At 63.6% G+C, this 23,963-nt stretch carries 20 protein-coding genes; 9 read left to right on the top strand and 11 right to left on the bottom strand.

The genetic code is table 11. The features are described from left to right. Window positions 1-189 precede the first annotated feature (189 nt). On the top strand, window positions 190-1,017 hold the full coding sequence (locus HFRIS_RS03825; protein ID WP_006461915.1) for a diguanylate cyclase: 828 nt from the start codon (window positions 190-192) through the stop codon (window positions 1,015-1,017). 135 nt (window positions 1,018-1,152) lie between these two features. On the opposite strand, the gene HFRIS_RS03820 is transcribed toward HFRIS_RS03825, so the two are convergent. The 5 genes from HFRIS_RS03820 to HFRIS_RS03800 all read right to left on the bottom strand — a co-directional run bounded on the left by HFRIS_RS03820 (window position 1,153) and on the right by HFRIS_RS03800 (window position 4,674). Then, window positions 1,153-1,656: a hypothetical protein gene (locus HFRIS_RS03820; protein ID WP_006461914.1), complete on the bottom strand. Its 504-nt coding sequence runs from the start codon at window positions 1,654-1,656 to the stop codon at window positions 1,153-1,155. Between the two features lie 138 nt (window positions 1,657-1,794). Beyond that, window positions 1,795-2,199, bottom strand: coding sequence for a DUF2325 domain-containing protein (locus HFRIS_RS03815; RefSeq protein ID WP_006461913.1), 405 nt, complete (start codon window positions 2,197-2,199; stop codon window positions 1,795-1,797). Window positions 2,200-2,320: 121 nt separating this feature from the next. Then, window positions 2,321-3,019: a helix-turn-helix transcriptional regulator gene (locus tag HFRIS_RS03810; protein ID WP_006461912.1), complete on the bottom strand. Its 699-nt coding sequence runs from the start codon at window positions 3,017-3,019 to the stop codon at window positions 2,321-2,323. Window positions 3,020-3,137: 118 nt separating this feature from the next. Next, a complete protein-coding gene (locus HFRIS_RS03805; RefSeq protein ID WP_006461911.1) occupies window positions 3,138-3,509 on the bottom strand; it encodes a VOC family protein in 372 nt (123 codons plus the stop codon). A 136-nt stretch (window positions 3,510-3,645) separates the two neighbouring features. Continuing rightward, window positions 3,646-4,674 carry a bile acid:sodium symporter family protein gene (locus HFRIS_RS03800; protein WP_006461910.1) on the bottom strand — a complete coding sequence of 343 codons (1,029 nt, stop codon included), beginning with the start codon at window positions 4,672-4,674 and terminating at the stop codon, window positions 3,646-3,648. A 111-nt stretch (window positions 4,675-4,785) separates the two neighbouring features. Here HFRIS_RS03800 and HFRIS_RS03795 point away from each other — a divergent pair, with 111 nt between their 5' ends. Beyond that, window positions 4,786-5,634, top strand: coding sequence for a LysR family transcriptional regulator (locus HFRIS_RS03795; RefSeq protein ID WP_006461909.1), 849 nt, complete (start codon window positions 4,786-4,788; stop codon window positions 5,632-5,634). 12 nt (window positions 5,635-5,646) lie between these two features. Here the strand turns inward: HFRIS_RS03795 and HFRIS_RS03790 are convergent, their stop codons facing one another. After that, complete coding sequence (locus tag HFRIS_RS03790; RefSeq protein ID WP_051110868.1) at window positions 5,647-6,045, bottom strand: hypothetical protein; 399 nt, start codon at window positions 6,043-6,045, stop codon at window positions 5,647-5,649. Between the two features lie 77 nt (window positions 6,046-6,122). Next, the gene (locus HFRIS_RS03785) at window positions 6,123-7,760 is read right to left on the bottom strand and encodes a DUF342 domain-containing protein (protein ID WP_006461907.1); all 1,638 of its coding nucleotides are present in this window, start codon (window positions 7,758-7,760) and stop codon (window positions 6,123-6,125) included. Between the two features lie 319 nt (window positions 7,761-8,079). Here HFRIS_RS03785 and HFRIS_RS03780 point away from each other — a divergent pair, with 319 nt between their 5' ends. The 5 genes from HFRIS_RS03780 (at window position 8,080) to ilvD (ending at window position 15,496) form a co-directional block, all read left to right on the top strand. Continuing rightward, complete coding sequence (locus tag HFRIS_RS03780; protein WP_006461906.1) at window positions 8,080-9,042, top strand: cation diffusion facilitator family transporter; 963 nt, start codon at window positions 8,080-8,082, stop codon at window positions 9,040-9,042. A 320-nt stretch (window positions 9,043-9,362) separates the two neighbouring features. After that, the gene (locus tag HFRIS_RS03775) at window positions 9,363-10,757 is read left to right on the top strand and encodes a hypothetical protein (RefSeq protein WP_006461905.1); all 1,395 of its coding nucleotides are present in this window, start codon (window positions 9,363-9,365) and stop codon (window positions 10,755-10,757) included. Window positions 10,758-11,044: 287 nt separating this feature from the next. Next, entirely contained in the window at window positions 11,045-11,626 is a 582-nt protein-coding gene (mntP, locus tag HFRIS_RS03770; RefSeq protein ID WP_006461904.1) for a manganese efflux pump MntP, read from the top strand. A 258-nt stretch (window positions 11,627-11,884) separates the two neighbouring features. Beyond that, window positions 11,885-13,357: a KAP family P-loop NTPase fold protein gene (locus HFRIS_RS03765; RefSeq protein ID WP_006461903.1), complete on the top strand. Its 1,473-nt coding sequence runs from the start codon at window positions 11,885-11,887 to the stop codon at window positions 13,355-13,357. 276 nt (window positions 13,358-13,633) lie between these two features. Then, entirely contained in the window at window positions 13,634-15,496 is a 1,863-nt protein-coding gene (ilvD, locus tag HFRIS_RS03760) for a dihydroxy-acid dehydratase (protein WP_006461902.1), read from the top strand. Between the two features lie 130 nt (window positions 15,497-15,626). Here ilvD and HFRIS_RS03755 read toward each other — a convergent pair whose 3' ends face one another. From HFRIS_RS03755 to HFRIS_RS03745, 3 genes are read right to left on the bottom strand one after another with little or no spacing between them, the layout of a single operon-like run. Next, complete coding sequence (locus HFRIS_RS03755) at window positions 15,627-17,516, bottom strand: AI-2E family transporter (protein ID WP_006461901.1); 1,890 nt, start codon at window positions 17,514-17,516, stop codon at window positions 15,627-15,629. A gap of 54 nt (window positions 17,517-17,570) precedes the next feature. After that, window positions 17,571-17,975 (bottom strand): SMU1112c/YaeR family gloxylase I-like metalloprotein, encoded by a 405-nt coding sequence (gloA2, locus tag HFRIS_RS03750; protein WP_006461900.1) that lies wholly within the window; start codon window positions 17,973-17,975, stop codon window positions 17,571-17,573. Between the two features lie 35 nt (window positions 17,976-18,010). Beyond that, a complete protein-coding gene (locus tag HFRIS_RS03745) occupies window positions 18,011-18,952 on the bottom strand; it encodes a LysR family transcriptional regulator (protein ID WP_006461899.1) in 942 nt (313 codons plus the stop codon). Between the two features lie 130 nt (window positions 18,953-19,082). On the opposite strand from HFRIS_RS03745, the gene HFRIS_RS03740 reads away from it, so the two are divergent. Next, the gene (locus HFRIS_RS03740) at window positions 19,083-20,543 is read left to right on the top strand and encodes an MFS transporter (RefSeq protein WP_006461898.1); all 1,461 of its coding nucleotides are present in this window, start codon (window positions 19,083-19,085) and stop codon (window positions 20,541-20,543) included. A gap of 324 nt (window positions 20,544-20,867) precedes the next feature. Beyond that, on the top strand, window positions 20,868-22,502 hold the full coding sequence (locus HFRIS_RS03735; RefSeq protein WP_006461897.1) for a methyl-accepting chemotaxis protein: 1,635 nt from the start codon (window positions 20,868-20,870) through the stop codon (window positions 22,500-22,502). 116 nt (window positions 22,503-22,618) lie between these two features. Here the strand turns inward: HFRIS_RS03735 and HFRIS_RS03730 are convergent, their stop codons facing one another. After that, window positions 22,619-23,962 carry an ABC transporter ATP-binding protein gene (locus HFRIS_RS03730; protein WP_006461896.1) on the bottom strand — a complete coding sequence of 448 codons (1,344 nt, stop codon included), beginning with the start codon at window positions 23,960-23,962 and terminating at the stop codon, window positions 22,619-22,621. Between the last annotated feature and the right edge of the window lies 1 nt (window position 23,963).

Genomic DNA, 23,963 nt, shown 5'->3' with positions numbered 1-23,963 from the left:
CCAGGGCAATCCTCACCGCAATCCTCGCGGCGTGGCTGATCGGGGCCGGCGTCGACACTCCGGATGACATTGCGCGTTGCATCGCAGCGTCCGAGCCTGTAGCATTTCGCGTGGCCGTATTGCCGGCCGTCACTGCCGCGCTTGCAGCCCCCGGCGCCGGAATTCTTTAAGGAAAGTCGGTTTCTGCCTATGTCCCTGTCCCGAACACTTCAAACTCGCCTGACCCTGGCCGCTACCGCCGCCGTGGTCGTCACCGCTGCCGTCCTGACCGCCATGGCGTGGAGCGGCACGCAGGGCCTGGCTGGCGCCGCCATCGTGCTGGTGCTGCTGTCGGCATTGCTGTCCTGGCTGCTGCTGGGGCAGTTGCTGCGGCCGCTGGGCGGTCTTGAAAGCGAACTGCAGAACCTGCAGAGCGAGCGCAAGCAGCTGGTGGAGGAGCGCGACGATGCGCGCGTCCATCTGGAAGAAATGGAAAAGACCCTGGCCCGCGTCGGCCTGGAAGATGCCCTTACCGGCCTGGCCAACCGTCGTCAGTTCGAGCGTGGCCTGCTGGAGGAATTCAACCGCGCCGCCCGCACCAATCTTTCGCTGGCGGTGATCATGATCGACATCGACCTGTTCGACGAATACAACGCCGCCTACGGTCGCATGGCCGGCGACAAGGTGCTACGCCGGGTGGGCAGCGCCATCCGCGATACCAACGTGCGACCGGAAGACCTGCTCTCGCGGTTCGGGACCCAGGAAATCGCAGTCCTGCTGCCGGGGTCGAAGCTGGAAGGCGCGCTGATCGTGGCCGAACGCATCCGCAAGTCGATCGAGCAGCTCGACATCACCCACAGCGCCAGCCCGACCGGACGGGTGACCATCAGCATCGGTATCGCCTCGGTGACGCCACAGCGCCAGGTGGACGAGCCCGAAACGGTGCTGCGTGAATCGGAGCAGGCACTGGCACTGGCCAAGGCCTCCGGCCGCGACTGCATCCGCACCACCGAGGATCTGGTCAAGGCGCAGGCCTGAGCGGGTCCCCGTCCCCCTTGACCCGGGCGTAGCGCTCCAAGGTCACGCGGAGTGCAAATGGACAAATGCCGCGCGTTGCAATCTGCAGCGCGCGGCATTTTTCTTGGACGGGCGGAGCGCCGTTACGGCACCACCTCAGGGTTGTTCCGGCCCCGGCACCAGGAATTTGGACTTGGCGCAATACATCTTGGCATTGGTATCGTTGTAGACGATCTTGCTGCCCGCCTGAGACTGTCGCACCGGATAGGCGGTGTCGTCCTCGGGCGTGAAGCGGATGCCTAGCGCCGCCTTGATGGCATCGGTCAGCTTGACCGGCGTGGTGTTGAAGTAGGCCCCGATGAAATCGGCCTGGCTGCTGCTGTCATTGACCAGGAAGTCGGTCGCCTGCATGCCCCACAGCGAGACATTGGTGGCCTTGAACCAGTAGGCGCCACCCTCGGTCTTGTACGGAGGGCCGAAGGCTGCCACCAGATAATCGAAGAAATACTTGCTGTTGAGCTGGTTCAGGCACAGCAGGGCATTGCCGACCTCGATGCCGAAACTGGGCTGCGGTGCAGCGTGCGCCGCCGGTGTGACGGTGGCCGCACAGGCCAGCGCCAGCGCCAGGAGGCGATTGCTCAGGCGGGTTACGATCTTCAAACGGACTCCCGGAAATTGCCGTGACGGCATGTTGTCTGTGCGGCCAGGCAATGCGGGCCAGGGAGTCGATTGTAGGGGGCTTTTGCCGATTTTTCCAATCCGTACTGCAGCGCGGCATTTTTTGCGGCGGATAGGTCGCTAGCGCTTGCGCCGCAGAACCCGGTCGCCGCGTGCCGAGGGACCGTCGGCCGGTGCATCCTCGGCGGCCAGGTGACCCAGTCCGTCGAGGAAGGACGCGATGCCCGTCCCCTTCACCAATACACAGGGTTTGCCCAGTTTCTTGCAGGTGCTCTTGACCAGGTGATAGGCGTTGTGACTGATGTTGCCGGAGGCGCAGATGACAATGTCGGCCGCCGCCAGCATGGGCGTGAGCCGATGCAGGTTGTCTTCGCGGCCACCATCGTGATGCAGGAAACGGCCGGCACGTATTTCGATCTCGGCCCGGTAGTGGTTGCGGGCGCCGGTCAGGCCGCCCACGCACAGCACGCAGCGGTCGGCCAGCGAAACGGCAGCTTGGGCAGGGGAGGGCAGGGCAGCACGCATGAGACAGACTCGCCGGAAGTAGAGGACGGTTCCAGCCTACCCGCCGCCACTTGTGGCGCGAACGAATCAATTTGCAGCTACATATGCGATTTGCGTTGAAGCTCCCGCAAGCCCGTGTGGTTCAGGCCGCCGGCTGGTTGCGGGCCTGGCGTTGCATGGCCCGCACGAAGTCGGGCAGACGCCGGCCATTGCGGTCCGGGTAATAGCCCTGCTCGCTCATCTGTTGCACACGGTCCAGGCGGAAGGAGCGAAAGTCGTCGCGCTGTTCGCACCATGCCGCCAGGAGCCAGGTGCCGCCGAAGAAAGCCAGCGCCAGCGGCCAGACCACACGCTGGCTGGGGCGCTGCTGGGCATCGGTGTAGTGCAGCAGCAGCTTGTGGCGGCTGCCGATGGCCTGGCGGATCGCCTCCAGCCGCTCGCCCTGGCCATCGGCATCTGGTGCGGTCGGTGCAAACAGCGGTGTGGCTTCGACGAAGTCGCGTTTTTCCTTGGGCAGTGCCAGCACCACCTTGGCCAGCGCGGACGCGGCCGAGGCGCCCAGCTGCGGGCCACCCCAGGCTTGCACCATGCGCATGCCGATCACCAGGGCATCGATTTCATCGGCATTGAACATCAGCGGCGGCAGGTCATAGCCCGGCTTGATGCGATAACCGACGCCGGCCTCGCCATCGACCGGCACGCCCGACAGCGACAGATCGCGGATATCGCGATAGACCGTGCGTTCCGAGACCGAGAGCCATTGCGCCAGCTGGCGCGCCGTGGTGAGACGGCGTCCACGCAGGTACTGGGTGATCTGGAACAGGCGGTCGGCTCGGCGCATGGAAGGCAGGCGGAAAATTGATGCGCGCCATTCTGGCATGCACGCTGCAGGCTCGCCACAGACTTCGATGCTGCTGTGCAAGATGCCGGCATGCTCGTCACCTGGCCGGGCCAGTCGCTCAGTGCATGGCGTGCAGCGCCATGCGGTTGCCTTCACTGTCGATGAATTGCGCGATATAGCCGATATCGTTGGGCAGCTGCGTGCGTTCCATGGTGAGCTCGCCACCGGCGGCGACCACGCGGTCGAGCACCGCCTGGATCGACGGTCCGGCATCAAGATAGATCAGTGTGCCCTGGCGGGTCGGCTCCAGCCAGCCGGGGCCGGTCAGGCAGCCGACCGAGCGGCCGTCGTCACGCACGAAGATGGCCATCGGACCGCTATCGCTGATCTGCTCCTGGCGCAACTGCGTGGCGAACACGGCTTCGTAGAAACGGGTGGCGCGCTGCAGATCCTTGGTGGCGATCTCGAACCAGTTGACTTGGGTTTGCATGTTCTTCTTCCTTTGCGTCGTTGATGAGGGATTTGTCATGCCGTGTGGCATGCGACGCATCATGCGCGAGGGCTACTGACAACGTTCTGTCAGTAGCCCTCGCCTGGGAAGAAGAAATGGGAAGAATCGAGTCGCTTCAGCGGGAGGTCGCCAGCGGTGCGCCGGGCTTGCCAGCTGTCGCAGCCTCAGCAGCCTCGGCAGCCTCCACGCCTTCCAGCTGCGCCGCGTAACGCCGCGCCAGCACGGCACACAGCATCAGCTGCATCTGGTGGAACAGCATGATGGGCAACAGCACCACCGCTGCACCGCTGCCGGCAAACAGCACCGAGGCGATGGGGATGCCGGAGGCCAGCGACTTCTTGGAACCACAGAACACCAGCACGATTTCATCGCCGCGCGGCATCTTCAGGGCGCGTGCGCCGAAGGTGGTGATCAGCAGTACCGCGCCCAGCAGCACCGCATTGACCAGCACCAGCAAGGCCAGCTGGCCCGGCGGGAACAGGTGCCACACGCCCTGTGCCACCGCCACGCTGAAGGCGGCATAGACCGACAGCAGGATGCCGCCGCGATCGACCACGTTGACGATCACCTTGTGGCGGTTGATCCACTCGCCGATCCAGCGACGCATCAGGTTGCCCAGCACGAAGGGCAGCAACAGTTGCAGCAGGATGCTGAGTACCTGCGACAGGCCATTGGCCTCGTGGTGCCGGTGCAGCAGCAGCGTCACCAGCAGCGGCGTGATCACGATGCCCAGCAGGTTGGACGCCGTGGCGCCGCAGATCGCTGCCGGCACGTTGCCACGGGCGATCGAGGTGAAGCCGATCGAGGACTGCACCGTCGACGACAGCGTACAGACGAACAGCACGCCCATCCACAGTTGCGGCGTCAACAGGTCCGGCACCACGCTCTTGAGCGCCAGACCCAGCAGCGGGAACAGGATGAAGGTCGAGCCCAGCGTCAGCAGGTGCAGACGCGGTTGCTTCAGGCCCGAAAGCGCCGCCTCGCGCGAGAGCTTGGCGCCATGCAGGAAGAACAGCAGCGAGATGGCAGCATTGCTGGCCAGGTGCATGAAATGCTCGAAGCTCCCGGTGGCCGGGAACAGCGTAGCCAGCAGCACGGTGCCGATCAGCAACTGGGTGAAGCGGTCTGGGAGGAAGCGGTTCATGACGTACTCGCAATGGAAAAGGGGTTTGTCGTCATGATAGGAAATTCGCCTGCCATCGGGAACCCCTCTGAGCACGTTGACTGTCATCGGAAAGTCCGATGATAATGCCCCATGCTCAATCCGCTCTGGCTCCAGACCTTTACCACCGCCGCCGCCTCTTCCAGCTTTACCGAGGCCGGGCGCCAGCTCGGGCTGACCCAGTCGACCGTGAGCGATCACATCCGCCGGCTGGAAGAAAGCCTCGGGCGGCGCCTCTTCGTGCGCGATACCCACTCGCTGGCGCTGACCGCCGACGGCGAGAGCCTGCTGGTGCATGCGCGCCTGATCCTGCAGGCACATGCCCGCGCCGAGGCCCAGTTCAGCGCCCCCCGCCTGCGCGGCCGGGTGCGCTTCGGCACTTCCGACGATCTCGCCATGGGGCCGCTGCCGGACATGCTGGCCGCTTTCCGCAGCCAGCATCCTGAAGTGGAACTGGAGATCACCATCGGCCTGACCAGCGACCTCTATGCCTCGCTGGACCAGGGCAAGCTGGATTTGCTGGTGGGCAAGCGCCGTGCCGGCGAATCGCGCGGTCACAGCATGTTTTCCACGCCGATGCAGTGGCTGACCCGGCCGGACACGCTGGTGGACCTGACCGAGCCGCTGCCCCTGATCCTGCTGCCCGAACCCAGCATCACCCGGGCCGCGACCTTGCAGGCGTTGGGCAAGTCCGGGCATCACTGGCGCATCGTCTGCACCAGCGGCAGCCACGCCGGCTGCATGGCGGCTGCGCGGGGTGGCCTGGGACTGGCGGCCCTGCCGCAGCACCTGTCCTCACGTGACCTGGTGCCGCCGCTCAATCACGCGGCCCTGCCGCGCCTGCCGGATGTGGAATATGTGGCCCTGACGGCGCGCCGCCTGTCGCAACCGGCCGATACGCTGTATCAGATCCTGATGTCGAGCCGCCTCAGTCGCGGCTGAAGGGCCGGGCGCTCATGCCGGGTCGACCACCAGTGCCGGATTTTCCAGGGCACGGATGCGGCGGTCGACGAAGTAGCCGCCGGCCTCCATGTAGCGCAGGTAATGTCGACCGCACTGCGTGCAGCGGGCGACATTGCAGCGGTTGTAGGGATACCAGGCGGGGGCGATGGGCGCCGTCGGTGAATCGTAACGGGTACCTTCCGGGTGATATTCGGTGAAGGTCGGTTCCGCGTAGGGATCGGTGATCAGGGTGGCGACGTCGGCCAGCTGCGTCTCCGGCAGCGAGAGCGGCAGGCTGATCCAGCCGCTGGTGTCGACCGCACGGCAGTTGCAGTCCTGGGAAATGTCGGCGGAACGGGTCGCCAGTTCGCGCAGCAATGGTGGCGTGGCGTGGGGAAGCTGATCTTGCATGGGAGAGTGGTCGGGCCTGTGGATAAGTGCAAGTGTAACCGTATAAACGATTTATCCACAGGCGCACTGGCGTTGCATCACTTTTTCGGGTTGTAGCGGATATCACCTTCGAACAACTGCGCGGTACCGCCACTGAGGTCCGATTGCACCGGCCAGACCTCGTGCCCGATACGCAGCTCCGTACCTTCGTAGACCGCCTTGGCCACGATGATGCGCGCATCTTCCGCGGCGACCATGTTTTCCTTCATCTGCCCCACTTCTTCCAGCAGCACCTTGACCTCGTAGGCCAGCGCCTTGCGCTTGTCGCTGGTTTCGTGCACCAGTTCCGGCGTGGCCTTTTCGGGATTGAGCTTGTAGTAGCTCTGCTGCTTGATGGTGCGGTCCAGTTCGGACACCTTGCGGGTGTATTCCTGTTCCTTGATGGCGATCTTTTCTTCGAGGTAGGGATCCAGGCCGACCTGTATGCGGGTATGGGTGCTGGTGGAGGCGCCGATCACGTTGGCACGGATGATGTTGGTGGCCTCCACCCGGCCGCCGATGATGTGGCCGGTGCGCGGATTGCCCTTGCCGACCGTGATCTCGTTACCGGCCAGCAGTTCGCAGTGACGCGCATTGCCCAGCACCAGGATGTCGTCGGCGGCTTCGATGTGGGCGCTTTCGGCGAACATCACCTGTACCGATTTCTGTGAACTGATGCGCGAGGCGATGGCGGTGGTACCCGCCTGTGCGGTCACGCCTTCACTGTGGCCGATCACGCCACCCTTGACGGTGACGCTGCCCCCGGCCACGATCTCGGCCGCTTCCACCGTACCGTTGACGACCACGTCGCCGCCCACGTGCAGCTTCATGCCGGTCAGCACATCCCCGGAGACGCGCACCGTGCCTTCGAAGCTCAGGTTGCCGGTGGACAGGTCGACGTTCTCCACATCCAGCACCGGGTTGACCTTCACGCCGTTCTTGATCACCGTCGGCTGGCCCGGCACGATCGCCACCAGCAGATCGGGATCGTCCTCGCTGGGTTCGGCGCCGATGCTTTCCTTGGCGAAGCCCACATCGGCAATCGGCCGCGCCGGCACCTTGCCGCCACGGATGTCGATACCATCCTTGCCCGGCACGGGCGGAATGCGGCGCATCAGCGGGTCGCCCACCTTCACCAGCAGGATATGGCCCATGTCGGCGTAGGAAACCACCGCATCTTCCTCGATGTCCGCCAGCTCTTCTTCCTTCTCTTCCAGCAGACTCTCGAAACGGGCCGGCTCGGCAGGCGTGGGCATCAAGCCCTGGGCCACCACCAGCTTGTTGCAGAAGCCGGCGGACAGCGCACCGCGCAATTGTTCATGCAGGATGCCGTAGGTGATGCCGGCGGCGCGGATCGCATTGACCACTTCCACGCTCTTGGCGCGACCGCCGTAGGGCGGCACCAGGGTCAGCGATGCCGTCATCAGGTCGTCGGCCACGTCCAGCGAGAACTCGCCATCACGGCGCTCGGCGATGACCTGGGTGACGGCTTCCTTGGCATCCTCGGCCTTGCGTACGAAGGCGTTGAGGACCGAGTCCTGGAAGAACAGCTTGGTCAGGCCATGGTCGGTCATGGCTTGCTTCAGGAAGGCCAGGGTCAGCGGCGGGAAGCCCGCCGTCGGAGTAAACGTTGCGCTCAGTTCGCCGCTGGCCCTGTCGAACGCAAACGACAGCGGTTGCGGAGTTGCTTGGTTCATGCTGTTCCTCGATGAATGGCTGCACCGGGTCTGCCGCGGATTGCTTGCGCGACGTTGTTGCCACCGCCGCTGCCGCGGATGTACACGGTTCGCCAGGGGCGCCGTGCTGTTATTTCATGCGAAGGGGGCGCATGCTGTTGTCGCTCGTTGGTCACCTCGTCTGCGCGGTCCTGCGTACGCCGGACCGTAAAAAAGCGGCGACGCCACCCCCTGGCGCAATACAGCTGACATTGTAATGTGGCAAGATGATCCAGTAATTTGATGGATAGCACAAGTTTTGCCGACTTTGACTCTAGATTAGGCTCTTATCGTTGGTTTTATGTTAAGTACCCAAATAGAAGACTTCAAGGGCGATCCCGCCCGCCACCGCGCCGGACGTATCAGTACGCTGGTCAGCATCGTGGTCAATATCGTATTGGTGATGCTGCAGGTTACGGCCGGCGTGTTCACCGGTTCGCAGGCCCTGATTGCCGATGGCATCCATTCGCTCTCGGACCTGGTCTCGGATTTCGTGGTGCTGCTGGCCGGGCATCACAGCCGCAAGCAGGCCGACGACGATCACCAGTATGGTCACCAGCGTTACGAAAATGCCGCCTCCCTGGCGCTGGGCGCCCTGTTGCTGGCCGTCGGCCTCGGCATGCTGATCTCCGCTGCGCAAAAGATCCAGCATTACGGACATACTCCGCCGGTACACATCACCGCCCTGTGGGTGGCACTGGTGGCCTTGCTGGCCAAGGAACTGCTGTTCCGCTACATGTTGCGCATCGCCGAGCGCGTGCGTTCCAGCATGCTGGTGGCCAATGCCTGGCACGCGCGATCGGACGCCGCCTCGTCGCTGGTGGTGGCACTGGGCATCGTCGGCAGCCTGGCCGGTTTCACCCTGCTCGATCCGGTGGCCGCAGCAGTGGTCGGCCTGATGGTAGTGCGCACCGGCTGGGGTTTCTTCTGGAGCGCCCTGCACGACCTGATGGACCGCGCCGTCTCGGCCGAAGAGGCAGAGGCAATCCGCGCCACCATCCTCGCCACCCCGGGCGTGCAAGGCCTGCATGACTTGCGTACCCGACGCATGGGCGACCTGACGCAGGTGGACGTGCACCTGGAAATCGACGGGGCGCTGAGCGTCACGCAAGGCCATGCGATCGCCACCGATGCCCGGCGCCGGGTGCTGGATGCGCATCATGTGCTGGATGTGATGACGCATGTGGACCCGATAGAAACCCCGGGAGAGGCGGCCTCACCGCTTAGCAGCCTTGATGCGCCAGGCCAGGCCGGACTCCGCTAGACCACGCTAGACGTGGCGTGCCGATACGCCGCGTACGCTCATCTAAAGAATCGCAGCAGGGGGCCGTTAGCTAGCGTATCGTCGCCAGCCCCTCTGCGCTCATGAGCCCACTGACCTCCGTGTCGCCGTCGCCGGTCTACACATCCACCACTCCTGCAGCGGTCGCCGCATTCACCAGTAGCAACTCGCCCACCGTCGGCACGGCGTCGTCGACCTCGGCCCCGACCGCTACTGCCACTTCCGGCGCCAGCGCCCGTCCCCCGGCGCCCGTGCTCCCCCTCTATTCGGCGTCCGGACGGTTGAGTGAGGCGCCTGCATCCATGCCGCCGATATGGGAGAGCCGTCAGGGCGACACGCTCTCGACCCTGATGGCGCGCAACATCGGCGCCGGCCAGATGAGCGAGCGCTGGACCGGTCTGGGCAAGGCCCTGCTGGACCAGGCCAGCCTGGGGGGCGGCAGCTACTCGCAGTCGGTGTTGCTGTCGACCACGGCGACTCAGGGCAACAGCGATGTGCAGGCGGTCCTGCGTGATCAACTGCATCGATTCGCCAGCCAGCGCGTCGATCTTTCGTTGACCACCCAATCGGGGGCGCGCATCGAGCTCCATCTCGCTGCCAATGCCGACGGCATCGCCGTCGATTTCAAGCTGGCCCAGGGTACGCTGGACGATGACGATCGCGCTGCCATGAGCGCGCTGGGCGATGCCTTCGAGCAGGCGCTCAAGGGGCTGGCTGCCCAGCCGCCCACGCTGGCCCTGGATGGCCTGATGCACCTGGACCAGCAGCATCTGGCCGCCATCGACCTCAACGCCACGCTGGGGGACGCTCTGCAGGTGCAACTGCATGCCGATGCCAGCCAGCGCAGTGTCACTGCCACCAGTGCCGCCGGCACCATGAAGGTCGCCGTCGATGCCACCAGCGAGACCCTCGCTGGCAGCGCGCAGCAACGCCAGCGTGCCATCGCCAGTTACCTGCAGCAGTTCGATGCCGCCACCCGTCGCGGCCATGGCGATGCCGCCCTTTCCGACTTGTTCAAGGATGCCTTCGCCCAGTTGCATGGCGGCAGCACGACGCCGACGCGTCCCGGCGATCAATTGGCGCCGGCGCTGGTCGCCGACCTCAACGATCGCCGCATGTTGTCGGGGCTGGCCGATTTCACGGCCTCCATCACCGGTGCCAGCGTGGCGCCCAATCCCCTGCGGCGCGACGAGGTGGATGGTTTCGACTACCAGGTCTCGCAGCACACCAGCCTGTCCGGTGCGCGCCAGGCTGACCGATCCATCGTGCAGCAGGCGCAGGCCCGGCTCAAGGCGTCCTACCACCAATCCCTGCAAGCCGACCTGCCGTTGCGGCTGGGGACCGATCGTCAATCGCAGAACTACACCTACCACCAGATCGACGACCAGGCCGACAGCCGGCTGGAGATCGGCTACCGCCTCGGTTACATGACGCAGGCCCGCCTGCAGCAATCGGCCAGCCAGGACAGTCGCGTCAGCAAGTACGTGCTCGGTCAGCTGGTGAGCCAGAGCCACACCCCCTTGCAGGCCCAGATCGTGCGCGACTTTGCCGTCCAGTTGCAGGACGGCAAGGAGGCCCGTGTCGCAGATGGGGCCTACCGGCGCAGCCAGCTGCTCGACGGCATCAGTGCGCTGGGTCTGCTGCAGGCCGATCCGGACCAGGTCCGTCGAAACGGTACGCAGTTGCTCAACGATTGAATGGGGCGCAGGGGCGCAGAGTGAGACGATACGTGTCGCCATCCACCCTGTTGCGGCGACCGCCACAACAACTTGTCTACCCCAACCGTCTTCGTTTAAAATCCGGGCTTCTCTTTGGGGAGTAGCCAGCTTCCGGGTCATCCGGAAGAGCCCGTGTCAACATTCTCGGCAACATCTTGCCGTGGCGCGGGTAGCCAATCAGGTAGGCGAGACCATAGACGTATCCTGCGGCCAGGCTGGGCGCGCAGGCACGTCCATGGACTTCGCCCGGCCAAGGAATCCCCTTCATGAATTTCCCCGCACTCCTTCTCCTCGCGCTTGCGATGTCCACTGACGCCTTTGCGGCAGCCATCGGCAAGGGCGCCGCCATGCAGAAGCCGCGCTTCCTGCAAGCCCTGCGCATCGGTCTGCTGTTTGGTGTGATCGAGGCCATCACCCCCCTGATCGGCTGGTTCGCCGGCTCGGTCGCCACCAAATGGGTGTCGGAATGGGATCACTGGATCGCCTTCACGCTGCTGCTGGTGCTGGGCGCGCGCATGATCCGCGAAGGCATGAGCGAGGACGATGAAGACGAAGAAGCCGACGCCGCCCCGCAAAAGCAATCGGTGGTGATGCTGGCCCTCACCGCGGTCGCCACCAGCATCGATGCCATGGCCGTCGGCGTGGGCCTGGCCTTCATCGACGTCAACATCCTGGAAGCGGCCTTGCTGATCGGCCTGGCCACCACCACCATGGTCACCATCGGCGTGATGGTCGGTCGCGTGCTCGGTCACCTCATCGGCAAGCGTGCCGAGATCATCGGGGGCGTGGTGCTGATCGGTGTCGGCGCGGCCATTCTGTATGAACACCTGAGCCGCGCAGGCGGTTGAACACTGCAGCAGGTGTATTGGATAACCTTCGTAATTAAGAAATTGCTGATGAATATGAATCGGATTGCTAAGTTTTTGTCGGTGAAACCAGAAAAGCTACTTCTCTGTTGGCCTAATCAACGTAAGTGATGCGATGAATGTGCAGCAGTTATTGCTGCCACGGTGGAAAAATTCGCAGAGGATTTCTCATTAGCCGATATGACGCCAATTCGAATTGCTTGACGTCACAGGCTCACCCGAAAATGAAAGGCGAAATCAATGTCTGATGCAGACCCTGTTGACTCGTGGAAAAACGATCTACTTAATCGTAAGTCTGTCGCTGACTATCTCTCAAATCATCTGAGAAAGAGGTATGCCAACAAACCTTCAGAGAATGGCTTTGTGTTGGCTATCAACGCTGAGTGGGGATACGGAAAGACATTTTTATTAAACGCTTGGCACGAAGATCTGAAGTATCAAGGACATCCAGCCGTATATTTCGACGCGTGGAAAAACGATTTCACTCCAGAGCCATTGGTGGCGTTTATTTCTAAGATTGATGAAGAGCTGGAAGCGTTATTTAAAAATGAGAGAGCGATAAAGAAGAAGCTCTCTGAGGCGATTGGTGCTCTCTCTAGGTTTACGACCCCTGCCTTGAGGTTGGCAGGAGCTATCGCGATGAAGCGATTGTTAAATATCAGTCTAGAAGAGCTAGAGTCTATCGCTAAAGGTCGCGAGCCTAAAGAGATTCTCTCAGATGAGGCTCTTCAGGATGATAGAGATGCGTTTGTTAATGGCCTACCAGATTCGTTTGCCGAGGCGCTAAAAGCGCATAAGGAGAAGGAACATTCGATTTCTGCTTTTCGCAAAAAGCTTACTAAGCTTATCGAAGAACTTGATAAAAGCAGGAAATTTCAGCTTCCTGTTTTCTTCTTTGTCGACGAGCTTGATCGATGCAGGCCGAATTATGCGATTGAGCTTTTGGAAGGAATCAAGCACCTCTTCGGAGTACCTGGGATTTACTTTGTAGTTGGCCTTAATAGTAATCAACTGGCCTATTCGACCCAAGCTATCTACGGACCGCAGTTTGACGGAAGCCGCTATCTAAAGAGGTTTTTTGATCAAGAATATTTGCTTCCCGAACCCGACCCAAGAGAATACGTTCGAGCGTTATTCCAAAACGCTGCGATTTCTGAAAAAAGCTATGTCCACGGTCTTCACCGGAACGTATATCCAGGTATCGACGTGGAAGCCATATTTATCATGTTTGCGAAGGCTTTCGACGCAGGTCTGAGAGACCAAATTCGCACAATGCAATTGATTGAGGCCGCGATTGCCGGGATCGTGGTAAATGAAATTCATTGCTGGTTTCTCTTTGCATTGGCGTTTATATATGAAAAAAATTCCCAGATGTTCGAGAGATTAGTGTCCAAGCATGAAGGGGCAGTGCAAGTTTTGGTGCGATTAATTGAGCCACGCGTGTTTTCGATCATCGACCCGGATTTCAATACGGGAAAGTCGCGTACCGTAGATTTCATTCAAGTTCTAAGTCTCTACCTTGCAAATTATCGCAAGACCAAAGGTCAACTCGGTGGTCAGGGTGAGATAGGCTTCGAGTTTCCGTCATCGCTGTTGAATGAACTTCGAAGCAACGAGATGATTACCTCGAATGAGGATGCCCAGAGTCTTTACTCTATCGGCCACTATCCTGATTTGATCCGGCACGCTGGTGGTTTTATCCGCACTCAATAAACCGTTATAAGAGCGTTTTCCTCGGGCTTCGCATACCCCGGCGTGAACGCAAGACTTCGACAAAGAGTTCGAGTATTGCCTTCAGCTGTCTCAAATTGAGACATCAGTTGTTCTGCGGCAAGCGCTTCGCGGGACATCAATTCAAAAATGCCTCGTTTTGTGAATTGATATCCCGTGCATATTAATAATGCCGAAATTATATATTGGACAAATGGTAGCGCCCGAGGCACTCTTGGCCTCCCATTTTCCCTAAGCAGCCCTGAGGAGACACCCATCATGCCGACCTATCGTTCCTATACCACCACCCAGGGCCGCAACATGGCCGGCGCGCGCGCGCTGTGGCGCGCCACCGGCATGAAGGATGGCGACTTCACCAAGCCCATCATCGCCGTGGTCAACTCCTTCACCCAGTTTGTGCCCGGTCACGTGCACCTGAAGGACCTGGGCCAGTTGGTGGCCCGCGAGATCGAGGCGGCCGGTGGTGTCGCCAAGGAATTCAACACCATCGCCGTCGATGATGGTATCGCCATGGGCCACGACGGCATGCTGTACTCGCTGCCCTCGCGCGACCTGATCGCCGACTCGGTCGAATACATGGTCAATGCCCACTGCGCTGACGCCATGGTGTGCATCTCCAACTGCGACAAGATCACCCCGGGCATGCTGATGGCCGCCATGCGCCTGAACATCCCCGTGGTCTTCGTCTCCGGCGGCCCGATGGAAGCAGGCAAGGTCATCAAGACCGTCAACACCGACAAGAAGGTCATCAAGCTGGACCTGGTGGACGCCATGATCCAGGCCGGCGACCAGAACATCTCGGATGCCGACGTGGCCGAAGTGGAACGCTCGGCCTGTCCGACCTGCGGTTCCTGCTCGGGCATGTTCACCGCCAACTCGATGAACTGCCTGACCGAAGTGCTGGGCCTGTCACTGCCGGGCAATGGCACCATCGTCGCCACTCACGCCGACCGCAAGGAACTGTTCCTGCGCGCCGGCCGCCTGATCGTCGAACTGGCCAAGCGTCACTACGAGCAGGACGACTATTCCATCCTGCCGCGCAACATCGCCACCAAGGAAACCTGGGAAAACGCCATGACCCTGGACGTTTCCATGGGCGGCTCCACCAATACCGTGTTGCACCTGCTGGCGGCCGCGCATGAAGCCAAGGTCGAATTCACCATGGCCGACATCGACCGCATCTCGCGCAAGGTCCCTTGCCTGTGCAAGGTCGCGCCGATGACCAACAAGTACCACATCGAAGACGTGCACCGCGCCGGCGGCATCATCTCCATCCTGGGCGAACTGGCCCGCGCCGGCCTGCTGGATACCTCGCGCCCCACCGTGCACAGCAAGACCCTGGGCGAAGCCATCGAGAAATACGACATTCGCGTCTCCAGCGATCCGGCCGTGCACAAGCTGTTCCGCGCTGCACCCGGTGGCGTTCCCACCCAGGTGGCGTTCTCGCAGGCAGAGCGTTTCGAGGACAACGACCTGGACCGCGCCAACGGCTGCATCCGTGACCGCGAGCACGCCTATTCGCAGGACGGCGGCCTGGCCGTCCTGTACGGCAACATCGCCGAGAAGGGTTGCATCGTCAAGACCGCCGGCGTGGATGAAAGCATCCTCAAGTTCTCCGGCACGGCCCGCGTGTTCGAAAGCCAGGACGCCGCCGTCGAAGGCATCCTGGGTGACAAGGTCAAGGCCGGCGACGTGGTCATCGTGCGCTACGAAGGTCCCAAGGGCGGCCCCGGCATGCAGGAAATGCTGTACCCGACCTCGTACATCAAGTCCAAGGGCCTGGGCAAGGCTTGCGCCCTGTTCACCGATGGCCGCTTCTCCGGCGGCTCCTCGGGCCTGGTGATCGGCCACGCCTCGCCGGAAGCGGCCGAAGGTGGCGCCATCGGCCTGGTGGAAGAGGGTGACCTGATCGATATCGACATCCCCAACCGCAGCATCAACCTGCGTGTGACGGCAGAGGACCTGGCCAAGCGCCGCGCCGCCATGGAGGCCCGTGGCGATGCAGCCTGGAAGCCGGCCGAGCGCACCCGCGTGGTGTCGCAGGCGCTGCAGGCCTATGCCGCGCTGACCACCTCGGCCGATCGCGGTGCGGTGCGCGACCTGTCGCAACTGAAGCGCTGAGAAGTGTCCACGTCCTGCTGATGCCGCTGATTGGCGGCAACACTAGATGACAATGCCGCCCGCTTTCAAGCGGGCGGCATTTTTTTACGCCAGGATTTTCTGCTCCGGCCCCGGAGATCTTTCGCGCCGCTCAGACCTTGATGGCCGGGCGCATATGGGTGGACGCCAGCGCCAGCCCTTCCTCGAAGGAAGACAGCACCATGTCCACCTGTTCCTTCACGGTTGCCGCGTCCACTTCCTCATTGAAGAAGGACGGGCGGATCGTCACCAGCAAGGCTTGCGGCAGGTTGCTGCGCAGCGTCCCCACCACCGCCATCCAGGCGTCCAGCCGTTCGCGGGTCGGATAGACCAGGAAGACGATGGATACCAGTTCGGCCTTGCTGCTGTCCGGGCGTTCGTCTTCCGGCTGATCCAGCGTGATGCTGCGGGCATCGATGCCGGACACGCGCAGGGCATGCACCAGCAGTTCGGAGAGCAGGTCGTCGCGTTCGCCCTGCAGACCGCCGCACAACACCACCGATCCCAGTGGCACGTCCAGCGAGCCCTGCCAGCGCCCCAGTCGCGCCAGGCGCAGTTCGCGCAGATGCGCTCCCACGCCGCTGTTGAGCAAGGGGACTTCGCGCCGGCGCCGCAAGCTGCGCGGCGCGCCGGGGGTTTGCGTAAGCACCTCGGTCAATTGCGAAACGGAGCCGCGCAGCCGCTCCTGCTGGGCCGTCTCGATGCGCCCGTGGCGCAGGTCCAGCGCCGCCAGCGCCAGCCCAGGCAGCAGGATCTGGTCGCAGTACTTGGCAAAGCTCTGCTTCTGCAGATGGCTGCGGGCGTCGCGGATGATGGCGTCGGATTCGCCGGCCAGCGCGCGTTGGTAGAAGCGTTCGGCGTGGCTCATGTCGGGGGCCTCGCCCAGCAGGATGGTGATCGGCTCCAGCGCCGCCACGTGACGGCCGGCCACCACCAGGCAGAGCGTCAGCGGAGTCGACAGCAACAGGCCGATCGGTCCCCACAGCGAACCCCAGAACAGTGCCGAGACAATCACTGCCAGCGGCGACAGGCCGGAGCTATGACCATAGATGCGCGGCTCGACGAAGTTGGCCACGATCACTTCCAGGCAGACATAGAAGGCCAGGAAGGACAATGCCAGCCACCAGCCGGGATCGATGGCGGCGATGAAGATGGAGATCATCAGGCCCGACGCCAGAGCACCCAGATAGGGCACAAAGCGCAATACGCCAGCCAGCGTACCCCACAGCACCGCGTGCGGCACGCCACCGGCGGCCAGCACCGCGCCCATGATCAGGCCGAACGCCAGATTGACCAGGAACTGCGAAAAGAAGAAGCGTGACACCCCCTCGGCCGCGTCGCCCAGGGCCTGCATGGTCCGGCTCATTTCCGTCAGGCCGGCCAGGCGGATCAGGCGTTCGCGCAGCGATTCCTGTTCCAGCAGGATGAAGACCAGCAGCACCAGCACGATGCCGGCCTGGCCGATCGGCCCCCAGGCCAGCGCGAATAGCCGTCGCAGGGCACCTCTGACCGACATGCGGGTATCGGCCTCCGGCGTGGGCGTGGCATTGGCTGCGGCCGCTGCTGCTGCTGCATGGCTGTTCTTCTTGCCGCTGCGACTGAGCTCCGGCACCGGCTGCGGAATGACTGCGCTCAACTCGGCCTCCAGCCGGGCGAAGGGGCGCTCGGTGATGGCGCGCACGCTCTCCACCTTTTCCTGGATGGCTTCGCGGTATTGCGGCAGGTCACTGGTGACACTGACCAGCTGGAATGCCAGCACCACTGCCAGGGCCACCAGGCAGGCACCCACCAGCAGCACCGAGATGATGGCGGCGGCGGCGCGGTTGATGCCCAGGGCGTCCAGCTGGCGCACCAGCGGCAGGATGATCAGGCTGGCAATGCCGGCCACTGCCAGCGGTGCCAGGATGTCGCGACCGAAGTAGAGCATGCCCAGTATCACGGCCGCGCCGAGCAGGGTGGTGGAACTCAGGCGCGAGAAGGCGGAAGTCTTGAGGTTTGGCATGGGAGGGCGGGAGCAATGTCTTTGGCGGGGCCGGCGGCGTTGTTGGGATGGTTGTCAGGATCGCGCCGGGTCGATCACTTCGTAGAGCTCCAGCGGCAGGCCGTCGGGGTCGGCGAAGAAGGTAAAGCGCCGGCCGGTGTATTCATCCACGCGGATGTCCTCCACCGCCACCCCCTGTTGCTCCAGTTGCTGCTTGCAGTGCTGTACATCGGCCACCGCGAAGGACAGGTGGCGCAGACCACAGGCCTCCGGACGCGACGGCCGGGCCGGCGGCACGGGAAAGGAAAACAGTTCGATCTGCGTGCCATCGGGCAGGCCCAGGTCCAGCTTCCAGGAGTCCCGTGCCTCGCGATAATGCTCGGCGATGACGCGCAGGCCCAGCAGCCCGACGTAGAAGGCCTTCGAGCGCGCGTAGTCGGAACAGATGATGGCGACGTGATGAGTGCCTTGTAGTTGCATGGCGGTCTTTCAGAGGGAAGAGGTAAGCGTGGACATCAACGTCGCGGCCCGGTGCGCGCCAGCTCGGCGCAGACGCCGCGTACCTTCTCGCGCAGCCAGCGATGGGCCGGGTCCAGTTCCACGCGCGGATGCCACATCAGCGATACCACGATGGGATCGGTCGCCACCGGCAGCTCGAACAGATGGATGCCGGAGGCGCTGCCATCCTTGCGCGGCGCACCGGCCGTGGTCAGGAAGGAGTACGGCACCATGGAGACCAGATCCGACGAGCGCACCACCGCCAGCGCAGCGGGAAAACTGGGGACGATGGCCACCACCTTGCGCGTCAGTCCACGTTCGGCCAGCGCCGCATCCAGCGGGCTGCTGCGGTCGCCCCGTGGCGATGCGCTCACGTGTTCGAAGCTGCAATAGCGCTCCGCGCTCACGCGGCGCAATGCCGCCAGCGGATGACCGATGCGCACTGCACCCACGAAACGGTCGCGGAACAGGGTCTGCAGACGCACTTCCGGCCCCATCTCGCTGGCCACGCCGATCTCCAGATCGGCACTGCCTTCGCGCAGCGGCAGCGGGCTGCGCTCCACCTTGGGGGCGAAGCGCAGGCGCACCAGCGGCGCTTCGGCGGCCACGGCGCCGATCAGGGCGGCACCGCAGGCTTCGATGAAGCCCTCGTTGGCGCGCACGGTGAAATCCCGCTCCAGCCGCGCCAGGTCCAGCTCGGGGACGGAGGGGCGCAACACCGAGCGGGCTTCATGCACCACGTTGCGTACCCGCTCGCGCAGCGCCTCGGCGCAGGGCGTCAGCACCATCTGGCGGCCCGCACGCACCAGCAGATGGTCGCCCGTGGCCTGGCGCAGCCGGGTCAGCGTGCGGCTCATGGCCGAGGCGCTCAGGCCCAGGCGGCGCGCGGCCCCTGCCACGCTGGCCTCGGCGATGAGGGCATCGAGCGCGATGAGCAGGTTGAGGTCGGTTTCGGTCATGCCGGCATCCTAGCATGGCCGCAGTGACATGGCGTCGCATGCAATGATCCAATGCAAGCCGTGCGTCTTCCGCCTTGTCTCGCGGGTGGCTATAGTGAAGACCTGATCCTATCTTCCAGGAAATCTTCCCATGGAACTGTTTTCCGACCTGCCCGGCGACGAAGGCCTGCCGGGCGTGCGCCGCCGTCGCGCCATGCTGGCGGTGATGACCGCCACCACCATGGCAGTATTCGACGGCACCATCATCAATGTCGCCCTGCCCCAGATCGGTCTGGCGCTGCAGACCTCGGCCGCCGCGTCCGTCTGGGTGGCCAATGCCTACCTGCTGGCCACCGCCATGACGCTGGCGGCCTTTGCCGCCATGTCGTCGCGACTGGGATTTCGCAACCAGTTCACGGCCGGGCTGGCGGTGTTCACGCTGGCCTCGCTGGGCTGTGCCCTGTCGCCCACGGTGGAATGGCTCATTGCCATGCGCGTGCTGCAAGGGCTGGGGGGCGCGGCCATGCTCAGTATTGCGCCGGCGATCCATCGCACGGTCTTTCCGAATCGCCTGCTGGGCCGCATCCTCGGGCTCAACGCAGTGCTGGTGGCGGCCGGCACCGCCATCGGCCCGGTACTGGGCGGCACCTTGCTGGCCGCGCTGAGCTGGGAGTGGATCTTCCTGATCAACCTGCCGCTGGGCGTGGCAGCGGTGCTGCTGTCGTGGAGCGCCATCCCGGACACCCGCCAGCGTGGCCGCCTGCGCCCGCCCTTCGACATGGCCGGCGCACTGTGGTCGGCGCTGGCCATGGGCGCGGTCATCATGGCCGCCGACACCTGCGCACACTTCGCCGACCCCGGCCAGGGCGCCCACGCGGCGCTCACCGCCGCGGCCTACGCGCTGGTGGCGCTGATCTCTGCACTGGCCTTCGTGCGCGGCCAGCGTCGGGTGCGCGAACCGCTGTTGCCGCTGGACATCTTTTCCAATGCGCGCTTTTCCCTGGCTGCGCTGACCTCGCTGGCGTCCTTCGTGGGCCAGGGGATCGCCTTCGTGGCCCTGCCGTTCCTGTTCCAGAATGCCTACGCCTACAGCGCCTTCGAATCGGCGGCCCTGTTCACGCCCTGGCCGCTGGGCATCGTGCTGGTGGCGCCGCATGCCGGACGCCTGGCCGACCGTCATTCACCGGCCCTGCTGTCCAGCCTGGGACTGGCCGTGTTCACCCTCGGCCTGGTGTTGCTGGCCCTGCTGCCCGATCACGCGCAGGCCTGGGACATCGGCTGGCGCGCTTTGGTGTGCGGTATGGGCTTCGGCTTTTTCCAGAGCCCCAACAACCGCGAGATGCTCGGCAATGTCTCGCGCGAACGCAGTGGCAATGCCTCCGGCGTGCTGGCCATCATGCGCACCTTCGGCCAGTGCCTGGGCGCCGCGCTGCTGGGCGTGATCCTGGCAGTCCATACCGCCGGTGCCGTGGCCCATGGTGAACTACAGATGAGCCCGGTGCAGGATGGCGAGGCGATCCGTGTCGCCCTGTGGGTGGCCGCGCTGGCCACTGCGTTGGCCACTGCAGTCAGTGCCAGCCGCCTGCGCCGCAAGGCGCAATCGCCCGCATGATGCGCCAGTGCAAGCCATGGCGCAGAAAAGCTCAGCACTAGGGTGGTCATAGGGACAAAACTGAAAGGTACGTAAAAACCTAACTTTTTAGTGACTGGATAAATCCTCGCTGATTCTCGCTTTGTCTCGCAGGATGGGGGCTTAGACTGCTCCTGCTTGCCGCTGTGCCGGTTGCCTGCGGATGTCCATCACAATTACAACAGCTCATCCTTTGCCGCCAGGTTCATGCGACCTGGCGTCGCAGCCTCCCTGCGACAAGCTCCGTCAAACTCTCTCCGGCCCATCCGAGACCGGCCGGGGGATACTGCAAAAAGGGGCAATACCATGGGCAAATTCAAAGTCGTGACCAGGCTGGCATTGGGCTTCGGCCTGATTCTCGTGTTTCTTCTGGGCATTTCCTTGCTGGGCATGATGGGCATGTCGCGCATGAACGATGCCCTCACCGACATCACTGCCGTCAACAACGCCGAAACCCGGCTGGTCAGTGCCATGCGCAATGCGCTGAGCCAGCGTGCCCTCGCCATCCGCAACATCGCCTTGCTGGACGACCAGGAAGGCATGCGGGTCGAAGCGCAGACGCTGGCACGCCAGGAAAAACTCTATGGCGATGCACGTACGACGCTGGAAAAGATGTTTGCCACCGAAGCCGCCACCACCGATCGGGAGCGCAATTTGCTGGCGCAGATCAAGGCCGATGAAGCCGCAGCCGTGCCGCTCATGGCCAAGGCCTTGCAGCTGGGCCTGGATAACAAGCCGGCCGAAGCCATCAAGGTGCTTATCGGCGAAGTGCGACCCAGGCAGCAGGCCTGGATCAAGTCGCTCACCGATCTGTCCGAGTTAGAGGAACAGCTCAATGACGAGGCTGCCACCAGCGCACGTGCCACCTATGAATGGCTGCGCGGCATCATGCTCACCGCCGTGGCGCTGGCCCTGCTGGTAGGTGTGGTGGCGTCGACCATGATCGCCCGCAGCATCCTGCGCCAGCTGGGCGCCGAACCTTCCGAAGCCCAGGCCATCGCGCGCGACATCGCCAGTGGCGACCTGACCGCCACGGTGCGACTGCGCGAAGGCGACGGTTCCAGCCTGATGGCCTCCATCGAACAGATGCGTCACCAGTTGAACGTGATCGCCCACGGCATCAAGTCGGCCGCCGAAACCATCTCGGTGGCCAGCGGACAGATCGCGCAGGGCAACTTCGATCTGTCTCAACGCACCGAAGAACAGGCCGCCTCGCTGGAAGAGACCGCCGCCAGCATGGAAGAGCTGACCACCACCGTGCGCCAGAATACCGAGCACGCGGGTGAGGCGCTGCGCCTGGCCAGCGGTGCATCGAAGACCGCCAGCGCCGGTAGCGAGGCTTTCGATCGCGTGGTAAAGACCATGGACCGGATATCGGCCAGCTCGGGCAAGATGGCCGACATCATCAGCGTCATCGAAGGGATCGCCTTCCAGACCAACATCCTGGCCCTGAACGCGGCCGTGGAAGCGGCCCGTGCCGGCGAGCAGGGGCGTGGCTTTGCGGTAGTGGCCTCGGAAGTGCGTTCGCTGGCCCAGCGCAGCGCGGTCGCGGCCAAGGAGATCAAGGACCTGATCGGCGAATCGATGGCCCACGTGGGCGCCGGTTCACAGCTGGTGGCCAGCGCCGGACAGCAGATGGGCGCGATCGTGGATTCGGTACAGCGCTTCGGTGAAATCATGAACAGCATCGCCACCGCCACCCAGGAGCAGGGCAGCGGTATCGAGCAGATCAATACCGCCGTGGTGCAGATGGATCAGGTCACGCAGCAGAATGCGGCGCTGGTGGAGGAGGCCAGCGCGGCCGCGCAGTCGCTGGCGCAGCAGGCCAGCGGCTTGCTGAAGGTGGTCTCGATCTTCAAGATCCGCCAGGACAAATCGCTGACGACGATGCAGGACCAGGCCGCCATGGGCAGGTCCGCGCCGATGCCGGCATTGCGCTGAGCGCAGAAGGCGGTGCAGGCAGGAATGCCGATCTGGTAGTGATTTGACGGCTGATCGGGGATCAGCCGTTTTTCATGAGCCCGATGTCAGCGTCGGGCCCGGTTTTAGTTTTACACTCAGGCCGAAGGGCCGCCTTCATCGTCCTCGTCCTTGGGCACGAACACCATGCCGGTCTTGGCGTTGTAATCCATCAGACCGGCATAGCGGCCCCAGGCGATCATGGTCTCGAAGGTCTTTTCCGGATTGTCGTAGGGCAGGGCGCTGCCGATGTCCTTCAACACGCGCTCGGCCTCGATTTCCTCGGCCTCGCCCAGCACCGCCAGGATGATGTGGAAGATGCGCAGCTTGTAGACCTGTTCGGCGAAGATGGCGCGCTGCCCCAGCCGGTCGGCCGCCACGAAGCGGCGCCCGAGGTCAGTGAGGAAGACTTCCTGCTTGGGGGTATCGACCAGTTCCAGGATTTCGGCGGCCTTGACGGTGGCGATGGTCTCGCCGAATTCCTTGCCGATCTCGTCGGAGATGTCGTAGATGTTGTTCAGCTCCGGCTCGTCGTGCAGCAGGCTCATCAGACCCAGGATCTGGCCCACCGGGATCAGCGGGATCGACTCCATGCGCTTGCGGCCACGCGAGATCGGCTCGCCCGGCATGTGCACTTCCGGCGGCAGGTCGGGCAGGGTCAGCGTGGTGATCGCTTCGTGGATGATGTTGACCAGGCGCTGGAATTCCGGGCTCTTGCTGTCGCGCGGGTAGGGCAGCGGGTTTTCCAGCACCAGGCCCAGGCGGCCCGGGCGCGGGAACACCACCACGATGCGGGTGGCCATCTCCACCGCTTCCTCGATGTTGTGGGTGACCATGAAGATCGAGGTCAGGCCGCTGTCCGGTGCGCGCCACAGGCTGATCAGTTCCTGCCGCAGGTTTTCCGCGGTCAGCACGTCCAGGGCGCTGAAGGCTTCATCCAGGCACAGCAGCTTGGGCTTGGACACCAGGGCGCGGGCGATGCCCACACGCTGGCGCATGCCGCCGGAAAGTTCGCGGGGATAGGCGCTGTGGTAATTGCCCAGGCCGATCAGTTCGATGGCGCGGTCCACCGCCGCGTCGCGCTCCTCGCGGGTCGGGTTGTGCGACATCAGGCCTACCGCCACGTTCTGTTCCACCGTCAGCCAGGGATAGAGCGCAAAGGTCTGGAACACCACCGAGGCATCGCGATTGACGCCATAGAGCTGCTTGCCGGCCGCCATGGTGTGGCCCGAGCTGGGTTCCACCAGCCCGGTCAGGCAGCGCAGGATGGTCGACTTGCCCGAGCCGGACTGGCCCAGCAGGGCCAGCAGTTCCCCCTCGTGCACGGCCAGGTCGATGTTGTCCAGCACCTTCAGTTCGTGGCCGCCGGCGGTGTTATAGGATTTGCTGACCGCGCACAGTTCGGCGACGGCGGGACGTTGTTGCGGAGAAGTCATGGTCATG

Source organism: Herbaspirillum frisingense GSF30, from assembly GCF_000300975.2.
In the GTDB taxonomy this organism is placed as follows: domain Bacteria; phylum Pseudomonadota; class Gammaproteobacteria; order Burkholderiales; family Burkholderiaceae_D; genus Herbaspirillum; species Herbaspirillum frisingense.
The sequence above is the reverse complement of the archived record's forward strand: the minus strand, read 5'-3'. Positions and strand labels throughout refer to the sequence as shown.